A 26,089-nucleotide genomic window follows, 5' to 3' on the forward strand; every position below is an offset into this window, starting at 1 on the left:
GATCGGCACACCGTGCCGGCGTCTAACTGAGGAACTCCCGGGCCGGATTGGCGCGGGGATAGGTCCGCATGTAGTCCAGGAACACGGCCAGGGTCGTGTCACGCGCGGTGAGCAGGCCCGGCTGGAAATGAATGGTGTCGAAGATGTCGGAGTCGTCCGAATAGAACTGCATCTGCGCCTCGAACACCCGCTGCAGCGTCTGTTCCGCGGATTCCTCGGTCTCCGACTCTCCCTTACGTACCCCGAAGACGAAGAAGGAGTCCGTACGGCCCGGGGCCGGCAGGCTGGGCGAGGTCATCCAGAAATACCAGCGGCCGTTGAGCAGCCCCGTCTGCAGGAACAGGTTGGGGCCGTATATGTCGATCCGGACGTCGTACGTCGTGCCGTCCGGCAGCGATCCGACGAGGTCGTAGCCGTGGCTGTGCGCGCCGCGCCGTACCGTGTCGGCGGGCGGCACCTTCAGGTCGAACCCGTGCGGCAACGACAGATGCTGCAGGTCGAGGGTGTGCGCCGACACCATCCACGGCTCCATGGCCAGATGGCCGAACCGGCCCCGGCGCGCCCGGATCTCGTCCTCCGGGCAGGGCAGGGCGGGGATCTGGAAGATCGGCTCGGTGCCGTTGAACGCCCACACGACGCCGAATCTCTCGGCGGTGGGGAACCGGAACAGCCGCGCGCCGTCCGGCACCGGGTCTCCGCTGCCCGTGCGGCGGCACACCCCCTGCCCGTCGTACGTCCAGCCGTGGAAGCGGCATCTCAGCATGCCGCCGGACACGGTGCCCACGCTGAGGTCCGCGCCGAGATGCACGCAGTAGGCCGACACCACCGACGGCCGCCCCGACGCGTCGCGGAACGCGACCACGCGCCCGCCCAGGAACTCCGCGCCGACGACCTTGCCGGGGGTAAGGTCGCCGGCCATGCAGATCGGATACCAGCTCTGCGTGTAGAGCCCGTCGTCGCCCTCGTGTGGCAGGTGCGCGCCCATCGGGCGGGGAACCGGGGCGTCGGGTCCGGTCGCCGGGGCCAGGGATTCGGTCACGGGTCACCTCCGCTTGTCGGTGTCGGGCGGCGGCCCAGACACTAGGTCAGGCCAGGTCCCGGTACTTCTTCGAAGCTGCGCACGCTCGATCCGGCCGCGATCCTCAGGGCGTCGAGGCGAGCCGGTTCTCCTGGGCGGCCAGGAACGGTGAGGCGAAGACGATGGGCGGATCGCTGGGCCGGCGCGGGCGCAGATCGATGACGATGCCGCCGCTCCCGGCGACGCGGTCGCCCTTCACGTGTATCGGCCCGTACGACCCGACGAGGCACTGGTTCGGCACGCCGCTGGTCATCAGGGCCTCGACACCGGTGTCGGGTGGCAGGCTCATCGCCAGTGCCATGTACGCGCCGTCCGGGCAGACCGTCAGGTCCATCTCCGCGGACTCGCGGACCACGGCGCAGGCGGCCGGCCAGCCCTGCGGGATGCCCGACTCGAACAGTCCGACGAGCGCGATGTTGCCGGGTTTCAGGCCGTTGAACCTCACCCGGAACCCGCGCGCCTGCCCGGCACGCGGCGGAGGCGGCGCCGCGGCGGCCAGCACGGTCTCCCAGGACTGGTCCGACATCTCGGTGATCAGTCGCCGGTACTTCCGCGGCGAGACCCCGACGTGCCGGGCGAACTGGTGGGAGAACGTGCCGAGGCTCGTGTACCCGACCTGCATGCAGATCGTGGTGATGTCCAGGTCGGTGGTCGCGAGCAGCCGCTTGGCCTCGGCGATCCGCAGCGCCGCCAGGAACCGCGCCGGTGTGGTCGCGGTGACGAGCCGGAACACGCGAAGGAAGTGGAACGGGCTGAAACACGCGGTCTGCGCCAGGTCGACGAGTGAGTGCCCGCGGGACAGGTCACGCCGGATCCTGCCGAGGACCTGTTCGACCGCCCGGAGCCGGTGGTCGTCGCAGCCGCCGATCCCGTCCGGTGCGCTGTTCTCGCGGGTCCGCACTCCTACCTCCAGGTCCCCGTAGGATCCATCGGCGCGTCGTGGACTGTCCACCTGCCGCCTGCGACGATCGTTCAGCTCCGGCTGGACGCCTCCCGGTCCGGCCACATCGACGCCCAGCCGCCCTGTGCGCCGTGCGTCTCCCGCAGCAGATCCGGGATCTTCGCCACGTCGAAGACGCCCCAGTGCTCCACGATCTGCCTGCCGTCGAAGCGGAAGGTGTTGGATCCGCCGATCGCGAACGATCTGCCTGTGGCCGGGATGCCCATGAATTCACCGGTGTGGGAGAAGTGCAGCTCGATGGCCTGGGACAGATAGTCCCCCTCGCACACCGAGACCAGGACCTCCACCTTGGTGGTGGTCAGCGCCGTGGCGGCCTGGCCGAATCGATGCTCGACGCCGTCGCGGCCGGGCGGATCCCACGAGGGGGCGAAGTGGTCCACGAACTCCGGCGCCAGCACCTCCTGGATCGCCGTGAAATTCCTGGAGAACAGCACGGCCCCGCGGAAACGCCGTACGATCTCTTCCCGTTCGGCCTTGATTTTCGCCAGTTCGTCGTTCACTTGCCCTCCCAGGGCCTGTCAGGCCGTCGCCGCCAGCAGCCCGCTGTCGATCAGCCCGAGCTGTTCCAGCAGATGCACGGTGTCGGCCACTCCCCAATGCTCGACGACCTTGCCGTCGACGATTCGCAGCTGGCCCATCAGCGCGCACTGGACGGCCCGGCCCGTCGGCGGGATGTTCAGATAGGGGCCGGAATGGGTGGCCGAGACCGTGAGCCGGGTGCTGACGAGATCACGTTCGGCGACCATTTCCTCGACATCGATCCGGATGTCCGGAAAGGCGGCGATGAACCGCTGCATCTCACTGCTCACCTGACCGGCCGGCATGGCCCCGTCGCGGCCGTGGTGCACCATGTCCGGAGCCCAGTAGCGCATCATCTCCGCGACGTCTCGCACATTCCAGGCGTCAACCAGCTTCTGTACGACGGCCTTGTTGGCGGCCAGCTGATCCGTATCGGTGTGCACGGTTCCTCCACGTCGACGCCAGGCCGGATGACACCCTCATAGGGGAACACATCGGCACATGCCGGGTTTCTTCGAAATTGTCGTCCTATTGGGGTCAATTGACCGGTCTGTCGGGCGCCGCACACACTGAACGCGCCACAGTGCCTGCCCGGAGGGACGGGATCACCATGACGATCGCGGAAGACGTGCAGCCTCGGCCCCGCTCCGAGCCGATCCCGTCCGAGGGCCAGGACGGCCTTTTCACGCAGACCTGGTTTCCGGTGTGCCTGAGCTCCGCGCTCCCGGCGGACGGGGGCATCGTGGGCGTCGACCTGCTCGGCGGCCGGGTGGTGGCCGTACGCTCGCCCTCCGGCGAGGTGTCCGTGTTCAGCGCCTACTGCGTGCATCTTGGCGCCGACCTCTCGGTGGGCAGCCTCGAACCCGGCGCGATCCGCTGCGCCTTCCACGGCTGGCGCTACGGCATGGACGGCCGCTGCCTGTCCGCCAACGGCACACCCGTCGACCCCAAGGCACGCCTGTTCCGTTTTCCCACCGTCGAGACGCACGGCATCGTCTGGGCGTTCAACGGCACCGACCCTCTGTTCGCCCTCCCCCAACCGGACCCGCCGCTGCCCGGAACACCCGTCGCGACCCGGACGCTGGCGTTCGACCAGCGGCTCGCGGTGGATCCCTGGGTGGTCGCGGCCCAGACCATGGACCTGCAGCACTTCGCGCTCCCCCATGAGGGAAGGTTCGTCGAGGACCCCAACGACTCGGTCACCTGGGACGACTTCTCGGTGGGCTACCGCTATCACGCGCTGATGCCCGGCGGTGAGGAGTACCGCGTCTGGGCGTCCATCCACGGCAGCAACATCTTCTGGCAGCAGGGCACGCTCGACGGCCGCTGGTTCTACTGGATCACCGGCATGGCGGCGCTCCGGGCGCGGACCACCGCCTCGTTCTTCAGCTGGGGCACCCATGTGCTGCCCGGCGAGCCGCCGGAGGCGGCGCAGGAGTTCCTCACCAGGGCGCAGATGTTCATGTTCAACCTGCTGTCGGAGGACGCGCCCGTGTTGATGACCATCCACTACACCCCCGGGCTGCTGACCCGGAGCGACGCGGCGCTCGCGGACTTCTTCACATATCTGCGCCGGTATCCGCGCGCCAACCCGGCGCGGCACTATCTGCGCTGACGCGCGGACCCCGGCGTCAGTTCTGTTCGTACGCCTGCCGCAGCAGCGCCGTGACGCCGTCGACCTGGTCGGCGGCGGTCAGCCCGATCTTGTGAGTGGACTGGCCCGGGGCCGTGGCCGGCTTGAGCCGCGCGTCGGACGGCGGGTCGACGAACCGCAGCCCGAGGTCTATCCGGCTCGCGGTGGCGGGTTGCACCGCGGCGAACTGCCGCTTGCGGTTGATCGCCACGAAGTTGGCGCGCACCTCGACGACCACGTCGCCGCCCAGCGCGGTGGCCGCCGCCAGCAGCGCCTCGTAGATCGGTTTGAGGCCCTGCTTGGGCCCGGCGTACTGAGCCGCGAGATGGTCGTCGGCGGTGGGCTCGGTCCATCCGGCGTCCTTGGCCGCGGCGATGGCGATCGCCTCCTGCTGCGGCTTGGTCAGGCCGTGCTCGGACCTGAGCCACTGCCGCACCGCGCCCTGGTCGAGCGGGTCGATCCCGGACTTGCCGATCTCGGCGACCCAGTCGTCGAGCGACCTGCCGGTCTTCGCCGGAAGGGACTCCGCGACGCGGACGAGCATCTCCGCCCCGGAAAGCGCCATGCCATGTTCCTTTCGTGGTTGCTGTGGTTGCCTTCCCGGCTGCCTTCCCGGCTGCCTTCCCGGCTTTCCTGGCCGCTTTCCAGGTCTGCCGAAGCGGAGCCGCTCAGCCCCAGGACGCGGCCGACTCCTGCGGGGGCGCCTGCACGCGACTGGCGATCACGGCCGCCACCACCATCAGCGCGGCGCCGACGATCAGCGCGGTGTTGAGGCCGCCGGTGAAGCTCTGACCCACCGCGGTCCTGATCTGCGCCGCGACGGCCGGAGCCGCGCCGTCGATCTGGGGCAGGACGCCCTGGGCCGCCACGCTCGCCTGGTCCGCCGCCCGGCTCGCGACGTCCTGCGGGACTCCCGCCGCCGTCAGGCGACCGGGCAGGTCTCCGGCCACGCGCGCGCTGATGATCGTGCCGATGATCGCCGTGCCCAGCACGGCGCCCAGCATCAGGCCGGTCTGCTGCATGCCCGACGCCGTCCCCGCGAGATTGGCCGGGCTGTGTCCGAGGATCACCCCGACGGCCACCGGGACGATCGCCCCGATTCCGGTGCCCATCAGCCCAAGCGAAGGCCCGAGGAGAAGATACGACGAGTCGGCCTGCAGCAGCGTGATGCCCACCGACCCCAGGGCGACCAGGACCGCGCCGAGCATCATCGGCACACGCGGGCCCTTGTCGCCGGCCAGTTTGCCGCCGACCGCGGCGCCGAGACCGAACAGAACGGTCTGCGGCAGCAGCAGCACGCCGGCGAGCAGCGGCGAGTGCCCCTGCACCCGTTCGAGGTAGAGACCGAAGTAGAAGTAGCTGCCGAAGGCCACGAACGCGGCCATCGTGATGACCACGACCGCGGCGGAGAGCGAGGTGGAGTGGAACAGGCGCAGCGGCAGGACCGCGTTGGCCGACGACTGCTGCCGCCACAGGAACAGCGCCCCCAGCAGCACGAAGGCCAGGAACAGCAGCCCGGTGACCAGGTCGAGCCCCTCCACGGGGAGACGGACGATCCCCCAGACCAGCGCCAGCAACGCGGCCGACAGCACGACCACGCCCGGAATGTCGATCGGCGCGGCGAGTCGTTGCTCACGGCCCCTGTCGATCGACAACAGCCCGGCGATCACGACGATCACGCAGATCGGAACGTTGAGGAAGAAGATCCCTCGCCACCCGAACTGGCCGACCACCAGGCCGCCGACGAAGGGGCCGGCCGCCATGGCCAGAGCGCCGAACCCGGCCCAGACGCCGATCGCCGTCTTCATCCGGTCGAACGGGACCACGTTGCGGATGATCGCCAGGGAGTTGGGCGCGAGCACCGCGCCGAACAGGCCCTGCACGACGCGGGCGGCGATCAGCACCTCGATGGAGCCGGCCAGGCCCGCCGCGACCGAGGCCGCCGCGAACCCGACCATCCCCACGAGGAAGGTGGTGCGGTGACCGAACCGGTCACCGATCTTCCCGGCCGTGATCAGGAAGACGACCACCGCGAACATGTAGCCGTTGCTCACCCACTGGAGCTGCGTGAGCCTCGTCCCGAGGTCGACGGCGATCTCCGGGTTTCCGATGGCCATCACCGTGGAGTCGAGCGCCTCCATCATGGCCCCGAGGGAGACGAGCACCAGGGTGACCCACATCCGGGTCGTGATGACACCGGCGGGCGCGGCCTGCTCGGCGCCGGAGGGTGACCATGCTTCGTCACGGGCTGGCTGGGTCATGGCTTCTCCCGCAGGGGCACCTCGGTAGCGGCGGTCCCTCTGGGGGGTGCGTACCGAGCGCGAAGGGACGGACGGATCACCGCGCGGGCGCGCGCGGCGGCGGCCGACGGATCAGGCGCCGCCGTCGGTGATGATGTACCTGTTGCCGTCGGGGTCGGCGAAGGCCGCCTGCTTGCCCCACGGCGTCGGGGTGGGGTCGTCGACGGCGACACCGGCGACGCGCAGCGCCGCGACGGCCTCGTCGGTGTTCTTGGTCTCGAACATGGCGTTCTGCAGCTTGGGTATGTCCGGCATCCAGCTGCACAGCACCAGCGTCGTCTGCCCGCCCTTGGGCGCCACCTCGATCCAGCGCAGGTTGTCGCCCATCGGCATCGGCGTCTCGGAGCGCAGCTCGAAGCCGAGTTTGTCGACGTAGAAGGCCTTGGCGACGTCCTGGTCGGTGACCGGGACCGTCAACTTCTGCAGATGCGTGATTTCCATGCGGCAATCGTAGGTAGGAAGGATCCTACCCGTCAAGGGTCGGGTACATCCTACGCGTTTCGTCCCCCGCCACCCCGGACGCCATCTCGGCGGCGGGTCAGGCGGCGCGGAGGGCAATGTCGAAGAAGGCGCCTCCTGCCACGTCGGGCATGCTCGGAACATGCGTCCGACGAGGCGGGGCCGGATACTCGTGGCAGGCGGGGGGCTCACCGGGCTCGCGCTCGGAATCGCGCTGCGCCACCGCGGGTTCGCACCCGTCGTCCTGGAACGCTCGGCGGGACCCGACCGGGCCGGTGGCGGCCTGGTGCTCGCCCCCAACGCCCTCAAGGCGCTCGCCGCGATCGCGCCCGGCCTCGCCGGCCGGGTCCGCGCGGCCGGCCATGCCGCCGGTGAACGCGGCGCGGCCCCGCACCGCAGCGTGTTCCTGGACGAGCGCGGCCGGGTGCTCGGGTCGGTGTCGTTCGACGGATACGAGGACCGCTGGGGCATGCCGGCGGTCACCCTCCTGCGGTCCGATCTCCACGCGCTGCTCTGGGACGCGGCCGAAGACGCCGGGGTGGAGATCGCCCGCGGGTTCGCCGCCGACCGCTATGCCGACGACGGCGCGCACGTCGACCTGGTCTCCCGCACCGGCGAGGTGCGGCGCGGCGACGTCCTGGTCGGGGCCGACGGCGCCAACTCCGCCGTACGCGCGCAGTTGCTGGGCGACGGGCCGCCGCGCTACCGGGGGTTCTCCGCCGTGCGCGGCGTCGGACCGGCCCCCGGCGCGTACCGCGACGGGTTCATCGCCTACGGACGGGGCGTGGTCCTCTTCGCCGCCGCCATCGGCGGGGGCGACCTCTACTGGGTGGCGTCGATGACCGCGCCCCGCGGCGACCTGCCCCGCAGGCCGGTCGAGGAGGCGCTGGCCGAGGTGATCGAACGCACCCGCGCCTGGCATCCGGACCTGCGCAAGGTGCCCGCCTCGGCCGATCCGGCCCGCTGCGCCGTCCACGACGTCTGCGACCGTCCGCCGCCGCGCACGTGGCACCGGGGCCGCGTCGCTCTGGCCGGGGACGCCGCGCACCCGATGGTGTACACCCTCGGGCAGGGCGCCGGGATGGCCCTGGAGGACGCGTCCGTCCTCGCCGCCGCCCTGGACGCCACCGGCGCCGCCGAGGTCGAACGGCGGCTGCGCGGCTACGCGGCCGAACGGGGCCCGCGCGTCCGCCCGGTCGTCCGCATGTCCCGGATGCTGGGACAGATCGCTCACGTGCGCTCGCCGCTGACGGCCGCCGTCCGCGACGCCGTTCTGAGGGCCACCACCCGCGGAACGGACGGCGGCGGCCAGAACGCCGGCCTGTTCGGATGGACGCCCCCCGCGCCCCCCGGCGCCGAGCCGGCCTAAGCGGCGCTGATCGGCACTGGCCGGCGCTGGCCGGCGCTGACCGGCCCCGGGTCCTGCCCTGCCGGGACGGCCGCCCCCGGCGCCTCAGTGCTCGCGGGTCCGGCTCAACAGGTAGGCCGCTCCGCGCGGGGAGATCCGGTAGCCGGTGCCGAGGCTGATCGTGAGCCCGAGGTTCTTGAGCTTGCGCACGTCGAGCTTGAACCGCGCGGCGTCGCGGCCCAGCTCGGCGGCCAGGTCGCCGGCCCGCACCTCGGGCCGGCGACTGATGATCTCCAGCGTCGCCGTGGTCCACGGGCCGGTCGCGCTCGCCCGGTCCAGCCGGGCCAGCCTGCCCGCGATGGCCTCCCGGTCGCCGGCCGAGAGGTCTTCCGCGGCGGCCAGCTTGTCGCGCGGATCGGGCTCCTCGACGAACCTGACGCGGAGCCGGTAGACGGGATCGCCGGGGTCGCCGCGGAGATCCTCGACGACGGCGGCGGCCGACGGATAACCGGCGGCCGCCGCGTCGGCCTCGGTGATCCGCTCGGGCGTCACGACGTCGATCGCGTCGACGGCCACCCGGCCGAGCGCGGTGCGGTACACGCCGCCCGCGGTCGCCTGCCGCTGCCGCCAGCGACGGAACAACACGGTGATGGCGCCGCTGCGAATGCCGTCGTGCCGTTCCCTCTCGATCAGCATGAGGGCAGGCTACCCGCGGGCGGTCGTCATCCGGGGCCGGACGCGACCGGCTCAAGCATCCGGTCCGGGTTGACGCAGACGTGATCGGGCCCCGGCGTCCGGCCGGTCAGCAGGAAGCCGGCGACGAGTTCGTTCAGGCCGGCGTTCCCGTAGAACGGGAAGACGCGGTGGTGGGCGGTGTCGGCGACGGTCACGAATGTCGACCGGTCTCCCAGCACCTCGTGCATGCGGCGGGCGGCCACCCACGGGGTGGACATGTCCTCGTCGGCGGCGACCAGCAGATAGCTGCCGCCTCCCGCGTCCGTGCCGAGCCGGGTGGGCGGCTCCGTGGGCGGGACGGGCCAGAACGCCGGCGCCTTGATCCCGTTGAGCGCCGCGCCGGTCCAGGGGAACTCCCCGGCCGCCTTGAGCATGTCCTGCTCGTAAAGTGCCGGGCTGCGGGGCCAGAAGGCGTCCCCGGCCAGGATCGCCAGCTGGGCGACCGTGCCGCTCTCCTCCTTCGGCTGCCCGAACATCCGGGCGAGGAAGTCCAGGCTGCCCGCGTCGAGATCCGCGCCCGTGCGCAGGTGCCTGACGATGTCGGCGAGCACGGGGTAGGCCTTCTCGCTGTTGAGTATCCCCACGGGGATCAGCCTGGCCAGGGTGCGGTCGAGCGGGAACCCCATCAACGTGACCTGGTCTCCCCGGTCCACCGCGGCGAGCACGGCGTCGTACCCGGCCCGGACGTCGGGACCGGTGGCGCCGAGCCCGTACGTGTCGTGTCTCGTGGCGGCCCACCGGCACCAGCGGTTCAGTGCCCGTTCCCCGTTCTCGGGGAAGTCGGTGAACAGCCCTCGCCACACCCAGTCGGGGCTGCAGATCGCGTCCAGGACCGCGCGGTTCAGGTGGGGGCCGAACATCTCGCCGTAGACGGCGCCCAGGTAGGTGCCGTACGAGTAGCCCACGTAGTTGATCTGGTCGGCGGCGAGCACGCCGCGGATCACATCCATGTCCCGGCAGATGTTGCGGGAGTTGGCGTGCGCGAGGAGGTCGAGCGAGCCGGCCGCGCACTTGGCGGCGACCGTGGCCTGATAGCGCACCTCGGCGTCGAACGACTCCGGATAGTGGAAGACCCAGAAGCGCTCGGACGGTTCGAGGTCGCAGAAGATCGGTGTGCTCGCCCCCATGAACCGGTGGTCGAACCCGACGACGTCGAACGCCTCGATCAGCGCGCCGGGCAGGCTGCCGAGCAGCGCGGTCAGGAGGTTCAGGCCGCTGTTGCCCAGGTCGTCGCCGGGGCCGACCATGAGCACGCCCTGGCGGTGGCCGGTGGCCTCGTGCCTGGCGACGCCGATCTCGATGTCCCGCTCGCCGGGGCGCCGGTAGTCGAGGGGGACGCGGAGCGTCGCACGGCGGGCGCCACCCAGCCCGGGATCCGGGGCGCTCCATTCGACCGGCTGGTCGTAGTAGACGGTCAGGTCGGAGCTCGGCTGGCTCATCGTGGCCCCCTCAGTGCCCGTGCGTCCAGGTCGTCCAGGCCGTCGTCCAGCGTGATGTCGGCGTCCGGCAGCCGTCCCGTCGTCAGGAACTCCCCGGCCACCTCGTTCACCTGGGCGTCCCCGGCGAAGGGGAAGACCCGGTGCTCGATCATGCCGCGCACCATCAGCAGCCGGGACCGCTCGCCCAGCAGGCTCCGCATCCGCGTCGCTCCCACGGAGGCGGTGAACATGTCCCGCTCCGCCTGGACCAGCAGCACCCCGCCCGCGGCGGTGGGACCGAAGGCCGTGGGCGGCTCGATCGGCTGGGCCGGCCAGAACGCTCCGGCCTTGACACCGAGCAGCGCCCTGCCCATGAACCCCGGCGCCTCCTCGCTCGCCGACTCGTACTCCTCCAGCGCCCGCGGCCAGGCCGCGTCGCCGCACAGGATCGCCATCTGCGCGGCGGCCGTGGAAGCGTCGCGCGGTACGGCGAACATCGAGCCGATGAGCTGGAGCGTCGCCGGGTTCGGGGGTGCGCCGGTCGCGGCCGAGCGCACGACGTCCTCCAGCGCGGCGTGGGAGCGTGCCGAGCTCAGCAGCAGCATGGCCAGCACCCGCAGGAACTGGTCGTCCAGCGGCACCGGCACCCCGGCGAGCATGATGCCCCCGGCTCCCGCCTTGCGGAGCACCTCCTCGAAGGCGTCGCGTACGCGCTCGGGGGTGTCGCCGAGCGGCCCGCCGGGCCGGGCGGTCCGCGCGCACCACCACCGCAGGGTCTCCTCGCAGTTGCGGGCGAAGTTGCGGAACAGCCCGCTCCACACCCAGTCGGGGCTGAGGACGCTGTCGAGGATCACCCGGTCGGCGTGGGAACCGAACATCTGGCTGTAGACAGCGGCGACGTAGGAGCCGTAGTTGTGCCCGAGCAGGGAGATCCGCTCCTCGCCGAGGGCACGCCTGATGATGTCGATGTCCCTGGCGATGTTGCGGGTGGTGATGTGCGGCAGGACGGCGAGGGAGGGCCCGGCCGCCTTGGCCGCGATCTCGGCCTGGAACCGGACCTCGGCGGCGAACGACCCGGACTGGTGGAACACCCAGAAGATCTCCCGCTGGTCGAGGCCCCACTGCAGCGGCGCGCTCTCTCCGCTGAATCGGTGGTCGAACCCGATCAGGTCGAACCGGGCGGTGACCGACGGCGGCAGCGCCTTCCTCAGCTCGCCGGCGACCGCGATGCCGGAGCTGCCCGGATCGTCGGGCGCGACGACCAGCGCCCCCAGCCGGGCGCCCGGCTCGGCGGCCGGGTGACGGACCAGCGCGAGGTCGATCGCGGGTCCGTCCGGGTCGCGATGGTCCACGGGCACGGGCAGCCGCGCCCGTTCAGAGCCGTCGGACGCCTCCGCCCAGCGGATCGGCGACGGCACGCCGGTGACCGTGCGGGCGGGTGAGGCTCCGCTCATGACGCCCTCCTCATCTGGTACAGGACGTTGAAGGGGGTGGGGGCGGCGATCCGCTGGGGAGCCGTCAGGCCGGCGTCGGCGCACATGCCGGTGAGCACCGGCTGCGGGAGCCCGAGCATGCCCGCCACCACCGGTCCCGGCGTCGACAGCGGCACCGAGTAGAGGGTGCTGGTGCCGTAGAGGAAGGCGGCGACGTCACCCACGTTCTCCCGGGGGTCGGTCGAGCACTGGGTCTCCAGGAGGAGGAAGACACCGGTCGGAGTAAGCGCTCCGGCGACCCTGCGCAGAACGTCGGCGGGGTCTGCGGCCAGGTGGAGCGAGTCGAACGCCATGATCAGCTCATGGTGTCCGGACAGGCCGTCCGCGAACTCCGCCACCCGGGTGAACGTCACGCGGTCGGCGACGCCGAAGTCGGCCGCCTCCCGGCGGGCCCGCTCGACGTTGAGCTCGTGCCGGTCGACGCCCACGAACCGCGACGCGGGGAACCGCCGCGCCAGCAGCGCGAGGGCGGTGCCCGATCCGCAGGCCAGATGTGCCACCCGGGCGCCGGCCGAGAGCCTCTCGTCCAGTCCGGGGACGAGGGGCAGCCACTGGTCGAGCAGCATCGCCCTGAGCCACTTGGCGCTCATCCGCCAGGTGGCCTCGTACATCTCGGGCGGGTAGTCGCCCGGGGTCAGACCGGCGCCGGTGCGGAAGCAGTCCGCCACCGGCCCCACCATCGCGGCCAGCGGCGGGACCAGCCGGGCGATGCCGCCGACGTAGAACGGCGAGCCGGGGTCGGCCAGGAGCGCCGCGTAGGCCGGCGGCAGCCGGAACGCCTCCCCGGAGGGCTCCATCTCCAGGTAGCCTCCCGCGGCCAGCGTCCGGGCCCATTCACGTACGTAGCGGGGGTCGGCGCCGGCCCGGCCGGCGATGTCGTCGGCGCTGCGGGCGGCGCCGTCCGCCATCGCCGCGAACAGTCCCAGCCGGTCTCCCAGAGCGCACGACAGGGTCACCATGGCGCGGCTCAGATCCGCCATGAACCGTCCCCCCGCCGCCAGCGTTTCTTCGAGGTCGGCTCCACGGTCGGAAACGATAGGGTTGCCCATTTGCTCCGCCTGTCGTCGTTTTCCTGTCCGGTGCCGCCAGCGTAAATATCGCCCCGGCGGGCGGCTTCTTCGAGATTGCGCCCGCGCCGGCGGAGAAAAGGAGAGAAATGGAAACCGGCGCGCCGGTCCGCGTCACTGCGCGGAGACCGGTGCGCCGGTTTCGACCCGGGCCGTCGATTCGCTAGGCGGTCTCGCGCCGGGTGAACCAGACGGGCAGCTCGCTGAGGCCGCGCAGGACGCCTGTCTCGCGATACTCCAGCTTCTCGACCGGGCAGGCCAGGGCCATCTCGGAGAACTCGTTCAGCAACGAGCCGAACGCGATCTCCGTCTCCAGGCGGGACAGGGGCGCCCCGATGCAGTAGTGGATGCCGTAGCCGAACGCCAGGTGGTTGCGGTCGCCGCGGCTCACGTCCAGCCGGTCGCCGTCGGCGAACCTGCGCTCGTCGCGGTTGGCCGACGCGTTGGCGACCGTCACCAGCGCGCCCGCCGGGATCGTGACCTCGCCGATGGTGACGGGCTCGGTGGCCACCCGGAGCATCGCCCGCTCCACGGGGCCGTCGTAGCGGGCCAGCTCCTCCACGGCCGACGTCATCAGCGACGGGTTCTCGCGGAGCCGGTCGATCTCGCCGGGGTTCTGCAGCAGCGCCAGCATCCCGTTGCCGATCAGGTTCACCGTGGTCTTGTAGCCCGCGATGAGCAGCAGCCCGGCGGTGGAGACGACCTCCTTCTCGGTGAACGTGTTGCCCGAGTCGGACGCCACGATCAGCGCGCTGAGCAGGTCGGGCTGCTCCTCCTCACGCCCCGAGCCCGGCTTGAGCTCGGCGCGCTTGCGGGCGACGAGGTCGACGAAGTAGTCGCGCAGCAGCCGGTTCGCCTCGTAGGGACGGATCCGCTCGCCCTTGACGTACGTCGGGGTCAGGGCCGCGAGCACCCAGTTGGTGAAGCTCAGGGCGTCCTCGTACGGGACGCCCAGCAGCTCGCAGATGACCTTGATGGGCATCGGCGCGGCGAACGTGCTCATGAAGTCGACCTGCCGGGAGGTGTCGATCTCGGCCAGCAGTTCGTCGGTGATCTGCTGGATGCGCGGACGGAGCCGCTGCACCCGCTCGGCGGTGAACGCCTTGTTCGCCAGCTGCCGGAGCCGGGTGTGGTCCGGCGGGTCGGCGTTGAGCATGTGCGGCTCGGAGTCCTCCTCGCCCTCGTCGTAGAGCTCCGTCTGACGCATGACCTCCCACATGTTGCGGGGGTCGCGGGAGAGCCTGCGGTCCGCGAGCGCCGCCCGCGCCTCGTCGTACCGCGTGATCACCCAGTGCTCGATGCCGCGGGGCTCCTTGACGAGCTGGACGGGCCCCTCCTCCCGCATCTCCGCGTAAATCGGGAAGGGGTGGGCGCGAAGGTGGTTTTGATATAGCGGGTGGAGTTCGTCCTCGGCGTGTGCCATATCGCCGGTCCTTCCGTTGTGAAGTTATGAGAGAAATTCGTGCGGCCCGGCCGTCATCCGGGCATGCCGCCCGGCATTTCCGGCGGCGGCGACAACCGCCGGACGAGATTGCCGAGGCGGTCGAATGCGGCGGCCCAGAACTGGGTGAGCAGGGTCCGGTCGTGCGGGGCGGTCTCCGTCGAGCCGAACATCTCCCACCCGTAATGGAAGACCTGCAGCAGGCTGCCGCCGAGGTGGGTCGGCTCGATCCACAGATGGCCGGACAGACGACCCGGCCATCCGCCGCGGTCGAGGTCGAAGCTGAGGCTCGGCAGGTACGAGGGGAACCGCTGGCCGGCCTCGACGTGCTCGGTCACGGTGAGGACGCAGCTTCCGCTGGCGTCGCCGATCACGAACGTCATCGGGTCGTCGACGCTGAGCGAACCCGACGTGCGACCCGCCCAGTACTGCAGGGCGGGGACGGCGGTCAGTGCCGCCCACGCCTCGTAGACCGGCACGGGCAGCTCGGTCTGCACGTACGGCCCCATGCGCCGCCAGGTCCAGCGCACGTCGCGTCCGGTCTGGACGTGGTCGGAGAACTGGTCGAGGATGCCCGGCCAGCCGGTGCCGTTCCAGCTCCGCCAGTCCGACGGCCCGTTCGAGCTGATCTCCGTGGTGGTCACCATGGTGGCGCCGCCCATGGCGGTGAGCTGCCATGTCACCCGCGTGGCGGGGCCGGCGCCCACCCACCGCCATCGGTAGCTCAGCTTGCCCGAGCGCCCGTCCGCGCCGGGGGGTTCGACGACGTCGGTGTGACACCAGAAGAACTCGCCGTCGCGGAAGTCGAGCATGCTCCGCTCGTTCTCCCGGGCCCAGGTCGGACCGGTCTCCGCGAACCACATGCCGACCCGCGCGGGATCGGTCAGCGCGGTCCACACCTCGGGCAGATCGGCCGGGACGGTCACCGTCGTGATCAGCCGTTCCCAGCGGTCGTGCGCGACCGGCTGAGCCGTCGACCTGAAGGGAGGGAAGGGCGACGGCTCCATCAGCGGGACGACGAGATCATCGGGCAGTGGTGAGACAGAGGTCATGACATCCTCGGCTCGATCGGCGGGGGCGGGGAACCGGTCTGGTCCGGGTCAGGCGAAGCGCTCCGGGGCGAGGTAGCCGCCCATGTTGAACCGCAGGCTCGTCAGGTAGCCGACGGGCTCGCCGTCGGGGTTCTGCATGTCGTGCAGCGGCAGCATCCGGTAGATCTGCCCCTTGCCGGGGGCGCCCGCCGGGGGGATCGAACGGACGTCGTCGATCGTCAGGATGACCGGCTCCTTGTTGAAGAGCGTCTTGCCCAGCTTCGGCATGTCGAACAGGCATCCGACCGCCATCCGGCACGCCTTGGCCGAGGGGCCCTCGCCCGCGTACGGGTCGAACGGGTTGCGGATCTGGCCGGCGGAAAGGCATGTCGGGTTGAGGGTGACGGTGATGGTCCCCAGTTCCTCCGACTCGCCGGTCATCTTCATCTCGATGAGGTTCGTGTAGACCTCGGCGCCGGCCCATTCACTTTCCGTGGGCTCCGACCGGACCACCCGAACGTAACCATCGAATTCGACGTCGAATTCGCCGACACCCGGAATGGCGAACGTGTCCCAGGAGTGGATCCCGAGATTGTCGATACCGGCTTCGGGGGTCGCCCACTTGACGACCGGTGTGCCACTGTACAGATTGGGCACCCCGTCGGTCGGCACCGGCCGGCCGAAAACGGTGGTCTTCTCGGAACTGGCCATAATGTCTCGTCCTTTCAGAAAGCGTGCTATCGGGATGACGGCGGTCTAGAGGCCTGCGGAGCGGTAGTCGCAGCAGGTACGCCCGGGCTCGTCGGCGATACCGTCCTGGTCGCTGTCGACCTCGCCGTCGACCGTGCTGTAGACGTCACGGGAGTTGAGGTCGATCCGGCCGTCGCCGTCCCAGTCGTTCAGCTTGCCCTTGAAGGTGCCGAGGATGAACACGTTGGTCAGGTCCCTGACCTCGGGGTCGTGCATGGTCGACAGGATCCCGTTGCCGGGCCGCAGGATCTCCTCGAGGGACTTGCCGGCCACACCGGCGACGTTCGTGTAGCCCCAGCCCTGGAAGCGGCCGCGTACGTATCTGATCGCGTCCTCGCCGCGGACCTGCAGCGTCGGGTCGAGGTGCCAGGTGCCGTAGCGGGCGAAGCCGATGCGCGTCTCGTGCGTGCCCATCGAGGGGTCGTCCGCCCGGCCGGACTTGAAGAACGTCCGCGGGACCTGCGACTCGAAGAAGAAGTTGCCGCGGTCCCGCCGGGTCCGCTCGGTGAAGCCGCGGAACAGGTAGTTGTCCATGTGCGGGGAGCCGTCGGTGTGCAGGCCGCTGATGGTCTTGGCCATCAGCAGCTGCCGCTCGCGGGTGGCCACGTTGGGGCACGCGTGCGCCTGCCCGTAGATGCGGGCCAGGCCCAGGGGGCCGAGGGAGATCTTGCCCCAGTGCCGGTTGGTGTCGTCCAGCCGGACGTAGAGGTCGCAGTGGATGAGCAGGTAGATCGTCTCGTCGAAGGTCCTGCCCTCGGTGAAGACGCCGCTGCGCCCGTCGAACGACGGGTCGCCGGTGGTGAGCTCGCTGGCGAACAGCCGCGACCACTCGGCGATCTCCGGGTCGGCGTCCGTCCCGAAGCGGCGCAGCGCCGCGATGGCGTGCGGGCCGCCGAGCTTCTCCATCGCCCACAGGGTGTCCCAGCGGACCTCGCGGTGCTTCTCGTGCTTGATGACCTCGCTGAGCAGCTCGAACGCGTCGGGCAGGTCCCGGTCGGCGTACTCGAAGACGGCCTGCTCCCGCATGACCGGGTCGGGGTGGTGCAGCGCGTCGTGCTGCAGCTCCTCGTCGGTGCGGTTGTCGACGCGGACGGCGGCCCGGTTGAGGGCGTAGCCGAAGTCGCTGCACCAGGCGGCGGGGTCGCCGGCCACGAACCGCGGGTCCATGCTCAGCGTCGTGCGGTACGCGAAGTTGAGCGCGTCGCGCTGCTCCTCGCGCAGCGACTCAAGCGGCGGGGCCTCCACCGGAAGCGCCGACTGAGGACCGGGATTGCCCATCGATTCCGGTGACTTATTGGCTAGATCAATTGCCATCTGATTCCTCCGAAGGGCGAAGTTGTGGCTGCATGAATCACGCTAAGAGAGCCCGCATGACAAAACTTCTCCCACCTTGCCCACCCCGCCGACGACGGCGTCGACACTGGCGGACAGGCAACTGATCGGATACTGTCGGCCTGACCCGGGAAAGCCGATCCGCCGATCGAGGGAGTCCACGGAAGGGTCGCGATGGGCAACCTAATCGCACCGAGCACGGATTTGACATTCGTTCCCAGACCCTGCCCGCCGCAACGCCGCTCCCCATTAACGACGTCGAATTCTGATTCAAGAATTCACTGGAGTGACGGCGGGGTCCTCGTTGAACTGGGCGGCCGCTGGCGCGCCGGCGACGCCGGCGTCCTTCTCGACGGGATCAGGGGGGCCCTCGCCCGCGACGTCCCGCTCACACTTGTCCACCGCGGCGCCGGCGGCGGCAGCCTGCTGCGGGCCGCGTCGGTCGAATGGCCGCGGCTGCGCTGCCAGGAGCTCGTGCCCGGCCGGCACGCGTCGTTCCGGCCGCGCCAGCCCCGGTGGACGCATCACCGCCTCCCCGCTCCCCGGCCCGGCGGCGAACCCGCCGGAGTCGCGATCAGCGGCGGGCTCGGCGGGATCGGCCTGGAACTCGCCGCCCATCTGGCCGCCGCCGGGCACCGGCTCTGGCTGCTCGACCGGCGACCGGCCGCCGGCCTTCCTGCGGCGGCCCGGCGGCGCCTGGCGGCCGTCGCCGCCCGCACCCAGGTGATCGTCGATCAGGCGGACGTGACCGCCGCGGTCCCCCCGGCGCCGTTCCCGATCACCCGGCTCGTTCACGCCGCGGGCGAGCTGGACCTCGCCCCGCTGAGCGAGGTCACGGGCGACGACCTGGAACGGCTGGCCGGCGGCAAGGCCGGCGGGCTGCGGAGCCTGGTCGACGCGCCGGCCCTGGCCGGGCTGCGCTCGGTGGTGGCCTTCGGCTCGACCGAGTCGCGCCGCCCGCACCGGATGTTCGGCGGATACGCCCTGGCCAACGAGCTCCTGCGGCGCGAGGCGGCCCGGTTGCGGGAGGAGCGGCCCGGGATGCGCGTCGTCGTCGCCGAGTGGTCCCTCTGGTCGTCGATCGGGATGGGCGCGTTCGCCGCCGCGATGGCGGGCCGGGCCGGCTTCGCGATCGTGCCGCCGGCCTGGGGCGTTCAGATCACCGATCTCCTCCTGGACGAACGCCGCACGGTCCCGGACGAGATCGTGCTCGGCGGGCCGCAGCCCACACCGGATCGCCCACTGGCGGCGATCACCGGGGTCGGCGGCAGCTCCCTCGCGATGGACGACGCGTCCGTACGGCGCCTGGTCGAGCTCTGCCGCCCGAGCCGGGCCGCGCCGCATCGGCCGGTCGGCCCGGACGACCGCGTCGTCCGGGCCCAGGTCGCCGACCACACCGTCTACACCTGGGGCTCCGGCTGCCGGGACTGGAACACACGGACACCGCGGAGGCAGGGGTGAGGGGTTTCCCCGTCGAGCACTCGGTGCGACTGGAGTCGGACCCCGCGACGGTATGGCTCATGCTGGTGGAGGCCGGGCGCGCCCAGGCGTGGTGGGGACGGCTGGAGCGGGACATCACGCACGTCGCCCAGGAGCTGAGCGTGTCCACGGGCTCGTCGTCGCTCTACCGCGTCTGGATCGAGTCCATCACCCCGGGCGAGGCCCTCGAGTTCACCTCCGCCTACCTGGGGGTGAGCCCCGTCAGCTCCGTCCGGTTCGACCTGTCCGGCGCGGGACCGGTGCGGCTGTGCGTCACCGAGACGGTGGACTCGGCCGATCCGGCGACCATCTATCAGGTCAGGCGGCTGTGGCAGCACCGGTTCGACCGCCTCGCGGCGGCACTGCCGGCCATGTCGGCGACCGACGGCGTCTCCGACATCGCGGAGCTCGGGGCGCGCGGCGGCCCCGGGCCGATCCCCGACATCAGCGTGCGCCGCACGCTCGACCGGCCGGGCTGGCGGCCGCTGCACCGGGCCGTGCTGAGCGAGTGGCTGCCCCTCTCCGGACCCGCGTGGCCGCCGCGGTGGTTCTACGTCGTCGACTCCGAGGGGCCGCGTCCTTTCCCCATCGTCCGCTGGCACACGCACTTCGACGACCTGATCACTCTGGGGATCGAGGCCGTCCGCGGGAGCCCGCCCACCGAGGCCGAGGTCGCCGTCACGGCGCACTCGGCGTCGCTGGAGCTTCAGGTGCGGCACACGGGCTGGTCGGCGCTCGACCTGGACGCCGAGACGCGGGAGGTCCTCCGGGACCGGTTCCTGGCCACGTGGCAGCACACGCTCCAGCGGGCCGCCCAGGTCTGACGCGGCGCACCGGGGCCTGACCCCGGTTTGATCGGACCAGGCCGGCCGCCTCTCACCGCACGCCCGTGGCCGCGGGGATCTGGAGGTCGGGCCACCACCGCCGGAGCGTCCCCTCGACGATCATCAGGGACATCAGGGGGAACGCGAAGTCGGCCGGCGGATGCACGCCGAACCTCTTCTGGGAGTCGAAGACCCGGGGACCGAAGTCGGTCATGTCGAACCGCCCGCCCGGCTCCGTCGTCGTCCGGACCAGCTCGGCGATCTCCCCCGCGAACGCGCGCCGGTCGGCCGGGGTGTGCCGCGCGGGCGGCCCGCCGGGGAACGCGGAGTCGTACATGATCTCTCCGCATCTGGGCCCGTTCCGCAGCGCCAGGTTCGTGAAGAAGTCCCGGAGGGAGTGCTGCACCGCCGTAGGCATCTCGACGCAGTATCCGGCGTCCAGGATCACGACCGTGCCGTCGGACCGGATGTAGATGTTGCCCGGATGGAGGTCGCAGTGGACGAAGCCGTCCCTGAAGATCATCGAACCGACGGCGTCGAGCACCCGCGCCGCTACCCGGTCGTACGTCGTGGCGGCCACCCCCGCGGCGGAGTCGCCGGTGAGCCCCGGAACGAGGTCGGTCACCAGGGCCGTGGCGCAGGTGTAGTCGTCGTGCACCCGCGGCACGACGATCTCCTCGTAGCCGGCGAGGTTGGCGGACAGCCTCCGCAGGTACGCCGCCTCCCGGAAGAAGTCGATCTGACCGTAGAGGGCGCGCGACATGTATCCGACGAGGTCGGCCATGGGCGCGCCACCCGCCCCGGGCAGCCGTTCGGCCACCCGGGTGAACGCGGTCAGCAGCGCGAGGTCGACCGCCATCGACGCGGCCACGCCTTCGCGCTGCAGTTTCACGGCCAGCGGGCGGCCGTCCGGGTCGACGGCCTCGTAGACGCAGGCGATGCTGCCGCTGCCGATGCAGCGATCCGTCACGTCGAGCAGGCGGAGGCGCGGCTCCTGCCGCACCGCGAGGGCCAGCTGACGGCCGCGCTCTCCGGCATCCATCGGGGTGACGTCGTCGTGCAGGGCGGCCAGCCGCTCCGTGACGTGCGCGGGGAACAGGTCCGCGCGGCTGGCCAGCATCTGACCGAACTTCACATAGGTCGGTCCCATCCGTTCCAGATGCCGGACGAGACGCCGGGTCCCGCGCGCCTGAGCCTCCACCCTGCCCGCGCGGAGCCGGTCGACGACCCAGAGCGAGACGATGTGCGACACCGCGAAGGCCACCCGCGCGGTGAGCCGCGCCGCCCGGCCGGCCAGGCGCCACCGCCCCACAGGAGGGAGGTGGTCCATGACGAGGCGCTCCCCCGCCGCCCGCTCGCCCGGCACCGCGCCGCCGGTCGTCTCGTCCGCCGTCTCACTCGCGGTCTCACCCGTCCGGCCGAACGCGTACGCCGCCACGAGCGGGTGCACGGCCGGAAGCGTCGCGACCGGAGCCAGGCCGGCCTCGGCGGTAGCCGCGAGCAGCACGCCGGGGGTGAGCCCGAGGGTGCCGAGCGGCCGGCCGCCCCGGGCGGCGGTGGCCGGCACGCAGTACAGCACGCTGGTCGCCAGCAGCATCGCCGCCGCCGGCCCGGTGAGCGGCGGAGACTCCACCACCAGCAACACGCCACCGGGGTGCAGGGCGGCCGCCGCCGCTGTCAGCAGCCCCGCCAGATCGCTCGCGTCGTGGAGCACGCTGAGGGCGAGGATCAAGTCGTATTCACCGTTCAGGCCGGTCGCGGCGTCCAGGCAGCCAAGCGAGACGCGGCCGGCCAGTCCCCGGTCGGCCAGCCGGGCGTTGCCCTCACCGGCCAGCCGCTCGTCGAGGTCGAACCCCTCCGCCGTGATCAGGGGGAACGCCGTCGCCAGCGCCTCAAGCGTCTCGCCGGACGCGCAGCCGATCTCCGCCACCCGTCCGCCCCGCCGCAACGTGCCGGCGAGCCCGGGAACGGCGGGCAGCCAGACGTCCGGCAGGATCGCGCCGGTCCACTGGGCGCTCATCGCCCGCATGGCGTCGGCGAGCTCGTGCGGGTAGTCGTCACCCGCGAGGGATCCTCCGGCGCGGTACGCCTCCGCGACGGCGGGGACGCACCGGGTCAGCGCGCCGAACAGCGCCACCCCCGGCTGGACGTCCAGCACGCCGCCGATGAACGGCTTTATCTCCGGGAGCCACGCGAAATGCGACCCGTCATGATTTACGAGACCTGCGGCGACCATGCCGTGCAGCCATTCCTCCGCCAGCCGTTCGTCGCCGCCGGTGGCCTCGGCGAGATCGGCCGCCTGTGCCGGGCGATCGGCCAGCGCGGCGCTCAGCCCGGTTCGCGATCCGAATTCCAGCATGGCGGCGATCATCGCGGTGGCCACGATGGCCATCGGCCGGGGCAATTCCAGGTCGCCGCCGGTCCCCGCACCGGCCTCGGCACCGTTCACAGCACCGTTCACAGCACCGTTCACAGCACCGTTCACGGCCCTGTTCACGTCACGGACCGTCCCGGCGGGCCGCGGGGTTTTCCGGCGCATCGGACGCCCCCTTATTCCGGCAGCAAATGTACGGATTTTATCCGGGCATGCTCCGCCGGTCTTCTTCGAAACTGCTGCCCTCCCCGCGGATATCGGGGAGCCTGTCCCGGTTCCGTCATCGATGTCGCCGTGTTACGTTGACCCCATGTCCGCGGTCAGAGATTCGGCAGCCGACTCCACCGCCATATTCGTCCGCCGCCGGCTCGACTGCGGTTTCGACGAAATCTGGCGGGCCGTGACCTCACCCGAGTCGATCTCCGTGTGGTTCACGCCGTGCCACCTCGGGCCGGGCGGACGTTATTCACTGCGATTCACGGAGGATTCCGGGGAGTCGTATTTCAAATATGCGACGGTGCTCGGCTGCGCCCGTCACGCGACCCACGGCGAATATCGGTTCCTCCTGCAGGACGAGGGTTATCGCGACAGCATGGTCGAAGTGCGGGTGATCGCCGACGGCGGGGCGGGATCCACGCTGGAATTGCGGCACCTGCATCCGCCGCCCGAACTGGTCGACGGTTATACGCGAGGCTGGGCCGACTATCTGGACGCCCTGCGGCGTCACCTGGCCGAGACCGCACCGCCCCCGTCTCCGGCCTCATCTCCTGAGCGGGCCCCGTCTCCAGTCCAGGCCCCGGAGTCGCGGGCGAGGAGCCCGAGGTGAGGTCCCGCCGTTCTCCGCGCCGTCTCGCCCATTCTGCGGCGAGAATCGGGCGGATCGCCGTCGTCATGTGCGGCGCGGCCGCGGCGACGGCCTGGGTGCTGGTCCGGCACGGCGGGCGCGGCCGGTCCGACCGCGTCGTCCGCGAGACGGGGGCCGTCGTGAGCGCGGCCCTGTGGCGTCTTGGCCCCGCCTTCATCAAGATCGGGCAGATGCTGGCCAGCCGCAGAGACCTGTTCGCCGCCGCGTTCTGCGAGGAACTGGAGTCGGCCCTGGCCCGCGGCCGGGCCGGCGGCGCCCAGGCGGACCGGGAGATCGGATCGGTCGCCGCGGTGGAGCGACGCCGCGTCGGCCGCGTCGACGCCGCCGTGAAGACCCTCCATCCGACCGCCGCCGAACTGCTCAGGATCGACCTCGGCCTCATCACCGCGATGACACGGATCGCCGCCCTGCCGCTCCGGCGGTCGGGGCCGACGATGCGGCGCGTCGTGCGGGAGATGTGCGAATCGGTCCGCCGGCAGACCGATCTGATGGCCGAGGCGGCCACCCTGCGCCGGTTCGAGGATCTCGAAACGGCCCTGCCCGTCGTCTTCCCCCGGGTGCTGGACGGCGACAGCGGGCCGGACGTACTGACCATGACCTGGCTGCCCGGGCAGGCCGGCGGACGCCGGTTTCCCGATCCCCGGCGAACCGCCAGGCGGCTGGTCCTGACCATCTACGAGATGCTCTTCATCACCGGCGTCGTCCACTGCGATCTCCACCCAGGCAACTGGTGGGAGCTGCCCGACGGGCGGCTGGCGATCGTCGACGCCGGATTCACCTATGAGCTGGACGAGGAGATGCGGACGCACTTCGCCGAGTTCTTCCTCGGGATGTCCAGCGGAAACGCCGAGATCTGCGCCACGCACGCCCTGGCCGCCGCGGCCGGACCGGTCCCGCCGGAACATGAGAAGGCGTTCCGTCGCGACATGGAGGTCCTGATCGGCTCCATCACCGGGCTGACCGCAGGCAGCTTCTCCCTGACCGGATTCGCCGCCCGCCTTTTCGCCATCCAGCGGCGGCACGGGGCGTTCTCCCGAGCCGAGTTCGTCTTCCCACTCATGGCGCTTCTCGCCATAGAAGGGCAGGTCAAGCAGCTGGACCCGAAGATCAACTTCCAGTCGCTCGCGGGGCCGGTCGTGCTCAGGTCCATCGTGGCCCGGGCCCGCGCCGCACACGCGCGCTGAGCCGTCCCGGACGTCGGCTCCGTACGTCGCCGTCCGTTCGCCGGCTTCCGGCGCGGGTGAGGCCTGCCCTGGTGCCGGAGCGGCCCGTCGCGACGGGTCGTCGCTATGTAGTTTGTAAGTATGGGAAACGAGTCGGCGGTCCGCGCCGGCGAACGCAGACGCTACGGGCAGTACTGCGGCCTCGCGGCATGCCTCGACGTGATCGGCGAGCGGTGGACCCTCCTGATCGTCCGCGAGTTGCTCATCGGCCCCCAGCGATACAACGAGCTGCTGCACGATCTGCCCGGCATCGGCACCAACCTGCTCGCCGAGCGGCTCCGCCGGCTCACCCAGCAGGGCGTGATCCGGCATCACCCCCGGTCGAACGGCAAGGGCCCCGTCTACGAACTGACCGAGTTCGGCGAAGGGCTGCGCGAACCGATCCTGGGCCTGGCCCGCTGGGGGCTGAACGTCGCCGGCTCCTTCGACGCCGAGGACGAGGTACGGCCCCAGTGGGGGGTGCTGGCCGTCGAAGCGCTGATCAGGAAGGACCAGATCCCCGAGGTGGACGAGTCCTACGAGTTCCTCGTCGACGGCCATGTCTTCCACATCGCCGTGCGGGACGGCCGCATATCGATCAACAGGGAGGGGACGGAGGAGGCCGCCCTGCGGATCTCGACCGACGCCAGGACGTTCGTCGACATCGGCGCCGGCCGGGTCTCACCGTTCGAGGCGGTGGCGACCAGGCGGCTCAACCTGGAGGGGGATCCGGACGCCCTGACCCGCTGCTCCCGGTTGCTGGGGCTGCTTCCCGGCAGGGCGTCCTGAGAACCCGACGGCTCCGGTCGGCTACCAGCCGATCATCGGATACCAGGGGATGATCCCGCGCCCGGCGAGCAGCCGTACGTCCCAGTAGAGGAAGGTGAAGACCCCGACGACGATGAAGGCCCCTCCGGCGATCAGCGCGAGACGGCCGGGGCGAGCGGTCAGCCAGCGCTGCACCCGCGCGCCCATGACCACGGCCAGGATCACGAAGAGCAGTGCCAGGATCACGATGTTCCCGAGTGACGTCAGCATGAAGGCCACCGCGCCGTACAGCGGGTTGTGACTCTCGGCGGCGTCGCGGAAGAGCTGCCGGAACAGCCCGTACGGCCGTCCGATGAGGAAGCCGCCGATCAGCACTCCCATGACCAGAGTGGGCGCGTTGGGAAAGCGCCGGGCGAGCCGGGCGAGCGGGTCGCGCACGACGCCGAGCGAGGCGAGCCCGAGCCAGACGAAGACCAGGCCGATCAGCCCGAAGGCCACCATGGACTGGACGCTTCTGGGCGACAACTGCCCGGCGGCGGAGGGGGCGGTCGAGAACTGCGGCATGGCGGTCCCGACGATGCCGACGACGAACCCGTAGAGGCCGGCGACGCCGAGCATGCCCACGGTCAGCCAGCCGAGCGGCTTGAAGACGGCCGCCACCCGGCTCGCGAGCGGGCGGGGCTGCCCGACGATCGGGCAGAGCGCTCCGAGAACGGCGATGTTGCAGGCCGTGAAGGTGCCGCCCAGCCCGGTCACGAAGGCGAAGACGACGCCGGGGAGGACGCCGTCGAGCGTCGCGCCCTCGGCCTCGTGGCCGAGCAGGGCGCTGGAGACGTTCTCCCCGATGACCGAGTCGACGAACTTGGCCGACCAGATCACCGTGAGCAGGAAGCCGATCAGTGCGCTGACCGCGACGGCCAGCCAGGGGCGGCCGGTTTCGGTCCTTCCGAGGGAGTGCTGGTGGGTGAGCGTCATGCGGGTCTCCTCCTTCGCGCAGGGTGTGACCGGGCGC

Annotated in this window: 24 protein-coding genes; 7 read left to right on the top strand and 17 right to left on the bottom strand. The window is 71.2% G+C overall.

Annotation, left to right across the window (positions count from 1 at the left end; translation table 11 throughout):
- Positions 1-22: 22 nt before the first annotated feature.
- The 4 genes from JOL79_RS04025 to JOL79_RS04040 all read right to left on the bottom strand — a co-directional run bounded on the left by JOL79_RS04025 (position 23) and on the right by JOL79_RS04040 (position 3,001).
- Entirely contained in the window at positions 23-1,039 is a 1,017-nt protein-coding gene (locus JOL79_RS04025) for an aromatic ring-hydroxylating oxygenase subunit alpha (RefSeq protein ID WP_210154290.1), read from the bottom strand.
- A 103-nt stretch (positions 1,040-1,142) separates the two neighbouring features.
- Positions 1,143-1,979, bottom strand: coding sequence for a helix-turn-helix domain-containing protein (locus JOL79_RS04030; RefSeq protein ID WP_210154291.1), 837 nt, complete (start codon positions 1,977-1,979; stop codon positions 1,143-1,145).
- Between the two features lie 71 nt (positions 1,980-2,050).
- Positions 2,051-2,539: an ester cyclase gene (locus tag JOL79_RS04035; RefSeq protein WP_210154292.1), complete on the bottom strand. Its 489-nt coding sequence runs from the start codon at positions 2,537-2,539 to the stop codon at positions 2,051-2,053.
- An 18-nt stretch (positions 2,540-2,557) separates the two neighbouring features.
- Complete coding sequence (locus tag JOL79_RS04040) at positions 2,558-3,001, bottom strand: ester cyclase (protein WP_210154293.1); 444 nt, start codon at positions 2,999-3,001, stop codon at positions 2,558-2,560.
- Between the two features lie 167 nt (positions 3,002-3,168).
- Between JOL79_RS04040 and JOL79_RS04045 the strand changes: the two genes are divergently transcribed.
- Complete coding sequence (locus JOL79_RS04045) at positions 3,169-4,173, top strand: aromatic ring-hydroxylating oxygenase subunit alpha (protein ID WP_210154294.1); 1,005 nt, start codon at positions 3,169-3,171, stop codon at positions 4,171-4,173.
- A gap of 16 nt (positions 4,174-4,189) precedes the next feature.
- On the opposite strand, the gene JOL79_RS04050 is transcribed toward JOL79_RS04045, so the two are convergent.
- From JOL79_RS04050 to JOL79_RS04060, 3 genes are all read right to left on the bottom strand, one after another.
- Positions 4,190-4,756, bottom strand: a complete 567-nt coding sequence (locus tag JOL79_RS04050; RefSeq protein ID WP_210154295.1) for a DUF5655 domain-containing protein — start codon at positions 4,754-4,756, stop codon at positions 4,190-4,192.
- 103 nt (positions 4,757-4,859) lie between these two features.
- Positions 4,860-6,452 (bottom strand): MFS transporter, encoded by a 1,593-nt coding sequence (locus JOL79_RS04055; RefSeq protein ID WP_210154296.1) that lies wholly within the window; start codon positions 6,450-6,452, stop codon positions 4,860-4,862.
- 111 nt (positions 6,453-6,563) lie between these two features.
- Positions 6,564-6,932, bottom strand: coding sequence for a VOC family protein (locus JOL79_RS04060; RefSeq protein ID WP_210154297.1), 369 nt, complete (start codon positions 6,930-6,932; stop codon positions 6,564-6,566).
- 160 nt (positions 6,933-7,092) lie between these two features.
- Here JOL79_RS04060 and JOL79_RS04065 point away from each other — a divergent pair, with 160 nt between their 5' ends.
- Positions 7,093-8,319 (top strand): FAD-dependent oxidoreductase, encoded by a 1,227-nt coding sequence (locus JOL79_RS04065; protein ID WP_210154298.1) that lies wholly within the window; start codon positions 7,093-7,095, stop codon positions 8,317-8,319.
- Positions 8,320-8,403: 84 nt separating this feature from the next.
- On the opposite strand, the gene JOL79_RS04070 is transcribed toward JOL79_RS04065, so the two are convergent.
- The 8 genes from JOL79_RS04070 to JOL79_RS04105 all read right to left on the bottom strand — a co-directional run bounded on the left by JOL79_RS04070 (position 8,404) and on the right by JOL79_RS04105 (position 17,547).
- Positions 8,404-8,994, bottom strand: coding sequence for a hypothetical protein (locus tag JOL79_RS04070; protein WP_210154299.1), 591 nt, complete (start codon positions 8,992-8,994; stop codon positions 8,404-8,406).
- A gap of 26 nt (positions 8,995-9,020) precedes the next feature.
- Complete coding sequence (locus JOL79_RS04075; protein WP_210154300.1) at positions 9,021-10,472, bottom strand: alpha/beta fold hydrolase; 1,452 nt, start codon at positions 10,470-10,472, stop codon at positions 9,021-9,023.
- The gene (locus JOL79_RS04080) at positions 10,469-11,905 is read right to left on the bottom strand and encodes an alpha/beta fold hydrolase (protein WP_210154301.1); all 1,437 of its coding nucleotides are present in this window, start codon (positions 11,903-11,905) and stop codon (positions 10,469-10,471) included. Before JOL79_RS04080 ends, JOL79_RS04075 begins: the two co-directional genes overlap by 4 nt.
- Entirely contained in the window at positions 11,902-12,924 is a 1,023-nt protein-coding gene (locus tag JOL79_RS04085) for a class I SAM-dependent methyltransferase (protein ID WP_210154302.1), read from the bottom strand. The genes JOL79_RS04080 and JOL79_RS04085 overlap by 4 nt, the downstream gene beginning before the upstream one ends.
- A gap of 250 nt (positions 12,925-13,174) precedes the next feature.
- Complete coding sequence (locus tag JOL79_RS04090) at positions 13,175-14,434, bottom strand: cytochrome P450 family protein (protein ID WP_210154303.1); 1,260 nt, start codon at positions 14,432-14,434, stop codon at positions 13,175-13,177.
- Between the two features lie 53 nt (positions 14,435-14,487).
- A complete protein-coding gene (locus JOL79_RS04095; RefSeq protein WP_210154304.1) occupies positions 14,488-15,504 on the bottom strand; it encodes an SRPBCC family protein in 1,017 nt (338 codons plus the stop codon).
- 48 nt (positions 15,505-15,552) lie between these two features.
- Positions 15,553-16,194 carry a DUF6073 family protein gene (locus tag JOL79_RS04100; protein WP_210154305.1) on the bottom strand — a complete coding sequence of 214 codons (642 nt, stop codon included), beginning with the start codon at positions 16,192-16,194 and terminating at the stop codon, positions 15,553-15,555.
- A 45-nt stretch (positions 16,195-16,239) separates the two neighbouring features.
- The gene (locus JOL79_RS04105) at positions 16,240-17,547 is read right to left on the bottom strand and encodes a HEAT repeat domain-containing protein (protein WP_210154306.1); all 1,308 of its coding nucleotides are present in this window, start codon (positions 17,545-17,547) and stop codon (positions 16,240-16,242) included.
- Between the two features lie 222 nt (positions 17,548-17,769).
- Here JOL79_RS04105 and JOL79_RS04110 point away from each other — a divergent pair, with 222 nt between their 5' ends.
- Both JOL79_RS04110 and JOL79_RS04115 read left to right on the top strand, forming a co-directional pair.
- Positions 17,770-19,026: a KR domain-containing protein gene (locus tag JOL79_RS04110; protein WP_210154307.1), complete on the top strand. Its 1,257-nt coding sequence runs from the start codon at positions 17,770-17,772 to the stop codon at positions 19,024-19,026.
- On the top strand, positions 19,023-19,868 hold the full coding sequence (locus JOL79_RS04115) for a hypothetical protein (protein ID WP_210154308.1): 846 nt from the start codon (positions 19,023-19,025) through the stop codon (positions 19,866-19,868). Before JOL79_RS04110 ends, JOL79_RS04115 begins: the two co-directional genes overlap by 4 nt.
- A 52-nt stretch (positions 19,869-19,920) precedes the next feature.
- Here the strand turns inward: JOL79_RS04115 and JOL79_RS04120 are convergent, their stop codons facing one another.
- Entirely contained in the window at positions 19,921-22,329 is a 2,409-nt protein-coding gene (locus tag JOL79_RS04120) for an AarF/UbiB family protein (RefSeq protein WP_210154309.1), read from the bottom strand.
- 223 nt (positions 22,330-22,552) lie between these two features.
- Here JOL79_RS04120 and JOL79_RS04125 point away from each other — a divergent pair, with 223 nt between their 5' ends.
- The 3 genes from JOL79_RS04125 to JOL79_RS04135 all read left to right on the top strand — a co-directional run bounded on the left by JOL79_RS04125 (position 22,553) and on the right by JOL79_RS04135 (position 25,098).
- A complete protein-coding gene (locus tag JOL79_RS04125) occupies positions 22,553-23,068 on the top strand; it encodes an SRPBCC family protein (protein WP_210154310.1) in 516 nt (171 codons plus the stop codon).
- Complete coding sequence (locus JOL79_RS04130) at positions 23,065-24,291, top strand: AarF/UbiB family protein (protein ID WP_210154311.1); 1,227 nt, start codon at positions 23,065-23,067, stop codon at positions 24,289-24,291. Before JOL79_RS04125 ends, JOL79_RS04130 begins: the two co-directional genes overlap by 4 nt.
- Positions 24,292-24,411: 120 nt before the next feature.
- Positions 24,412-25,098, top strand: a complete 687-nt coding sequence (locus JOL79_RS04135) for a winged helix-turn-helix transcriptional regulator (protein WP_210154312.1) — start codon at positions 24,412-24,414, stop codon at positions 25,096-25,098.
- A 21-nt stretch (positions 25,099-25,119) separates the two neighbouring features.
- Here JOL79_RS04135 and JOL79_RS04140 read toward each other — a convergent pair whose 3' ends face one another.
- Positions 25,120-26,052, bottom strand: a complete 933-nt coding sequence (locus JOL79_RS04140; RefSeq protein ID WP_210154313.1) for a hypothetical protein — start codon at positions 26,050-26,052, stop codon at positions 25,120-25,122.
- Between the last annotated feature and the right edge of the window lie 37 nt (positions 26,053-26,089).

This window comes from Microbispora oryzae (assembly GCF_017896165.1).
Classification (GTDB): domain Bacteria; phylum Actinomycetota; class Actinomycetes; order Streptosporangiales; family Streptosporangiaceae; genus Microbispora; species Microbispora oryzae.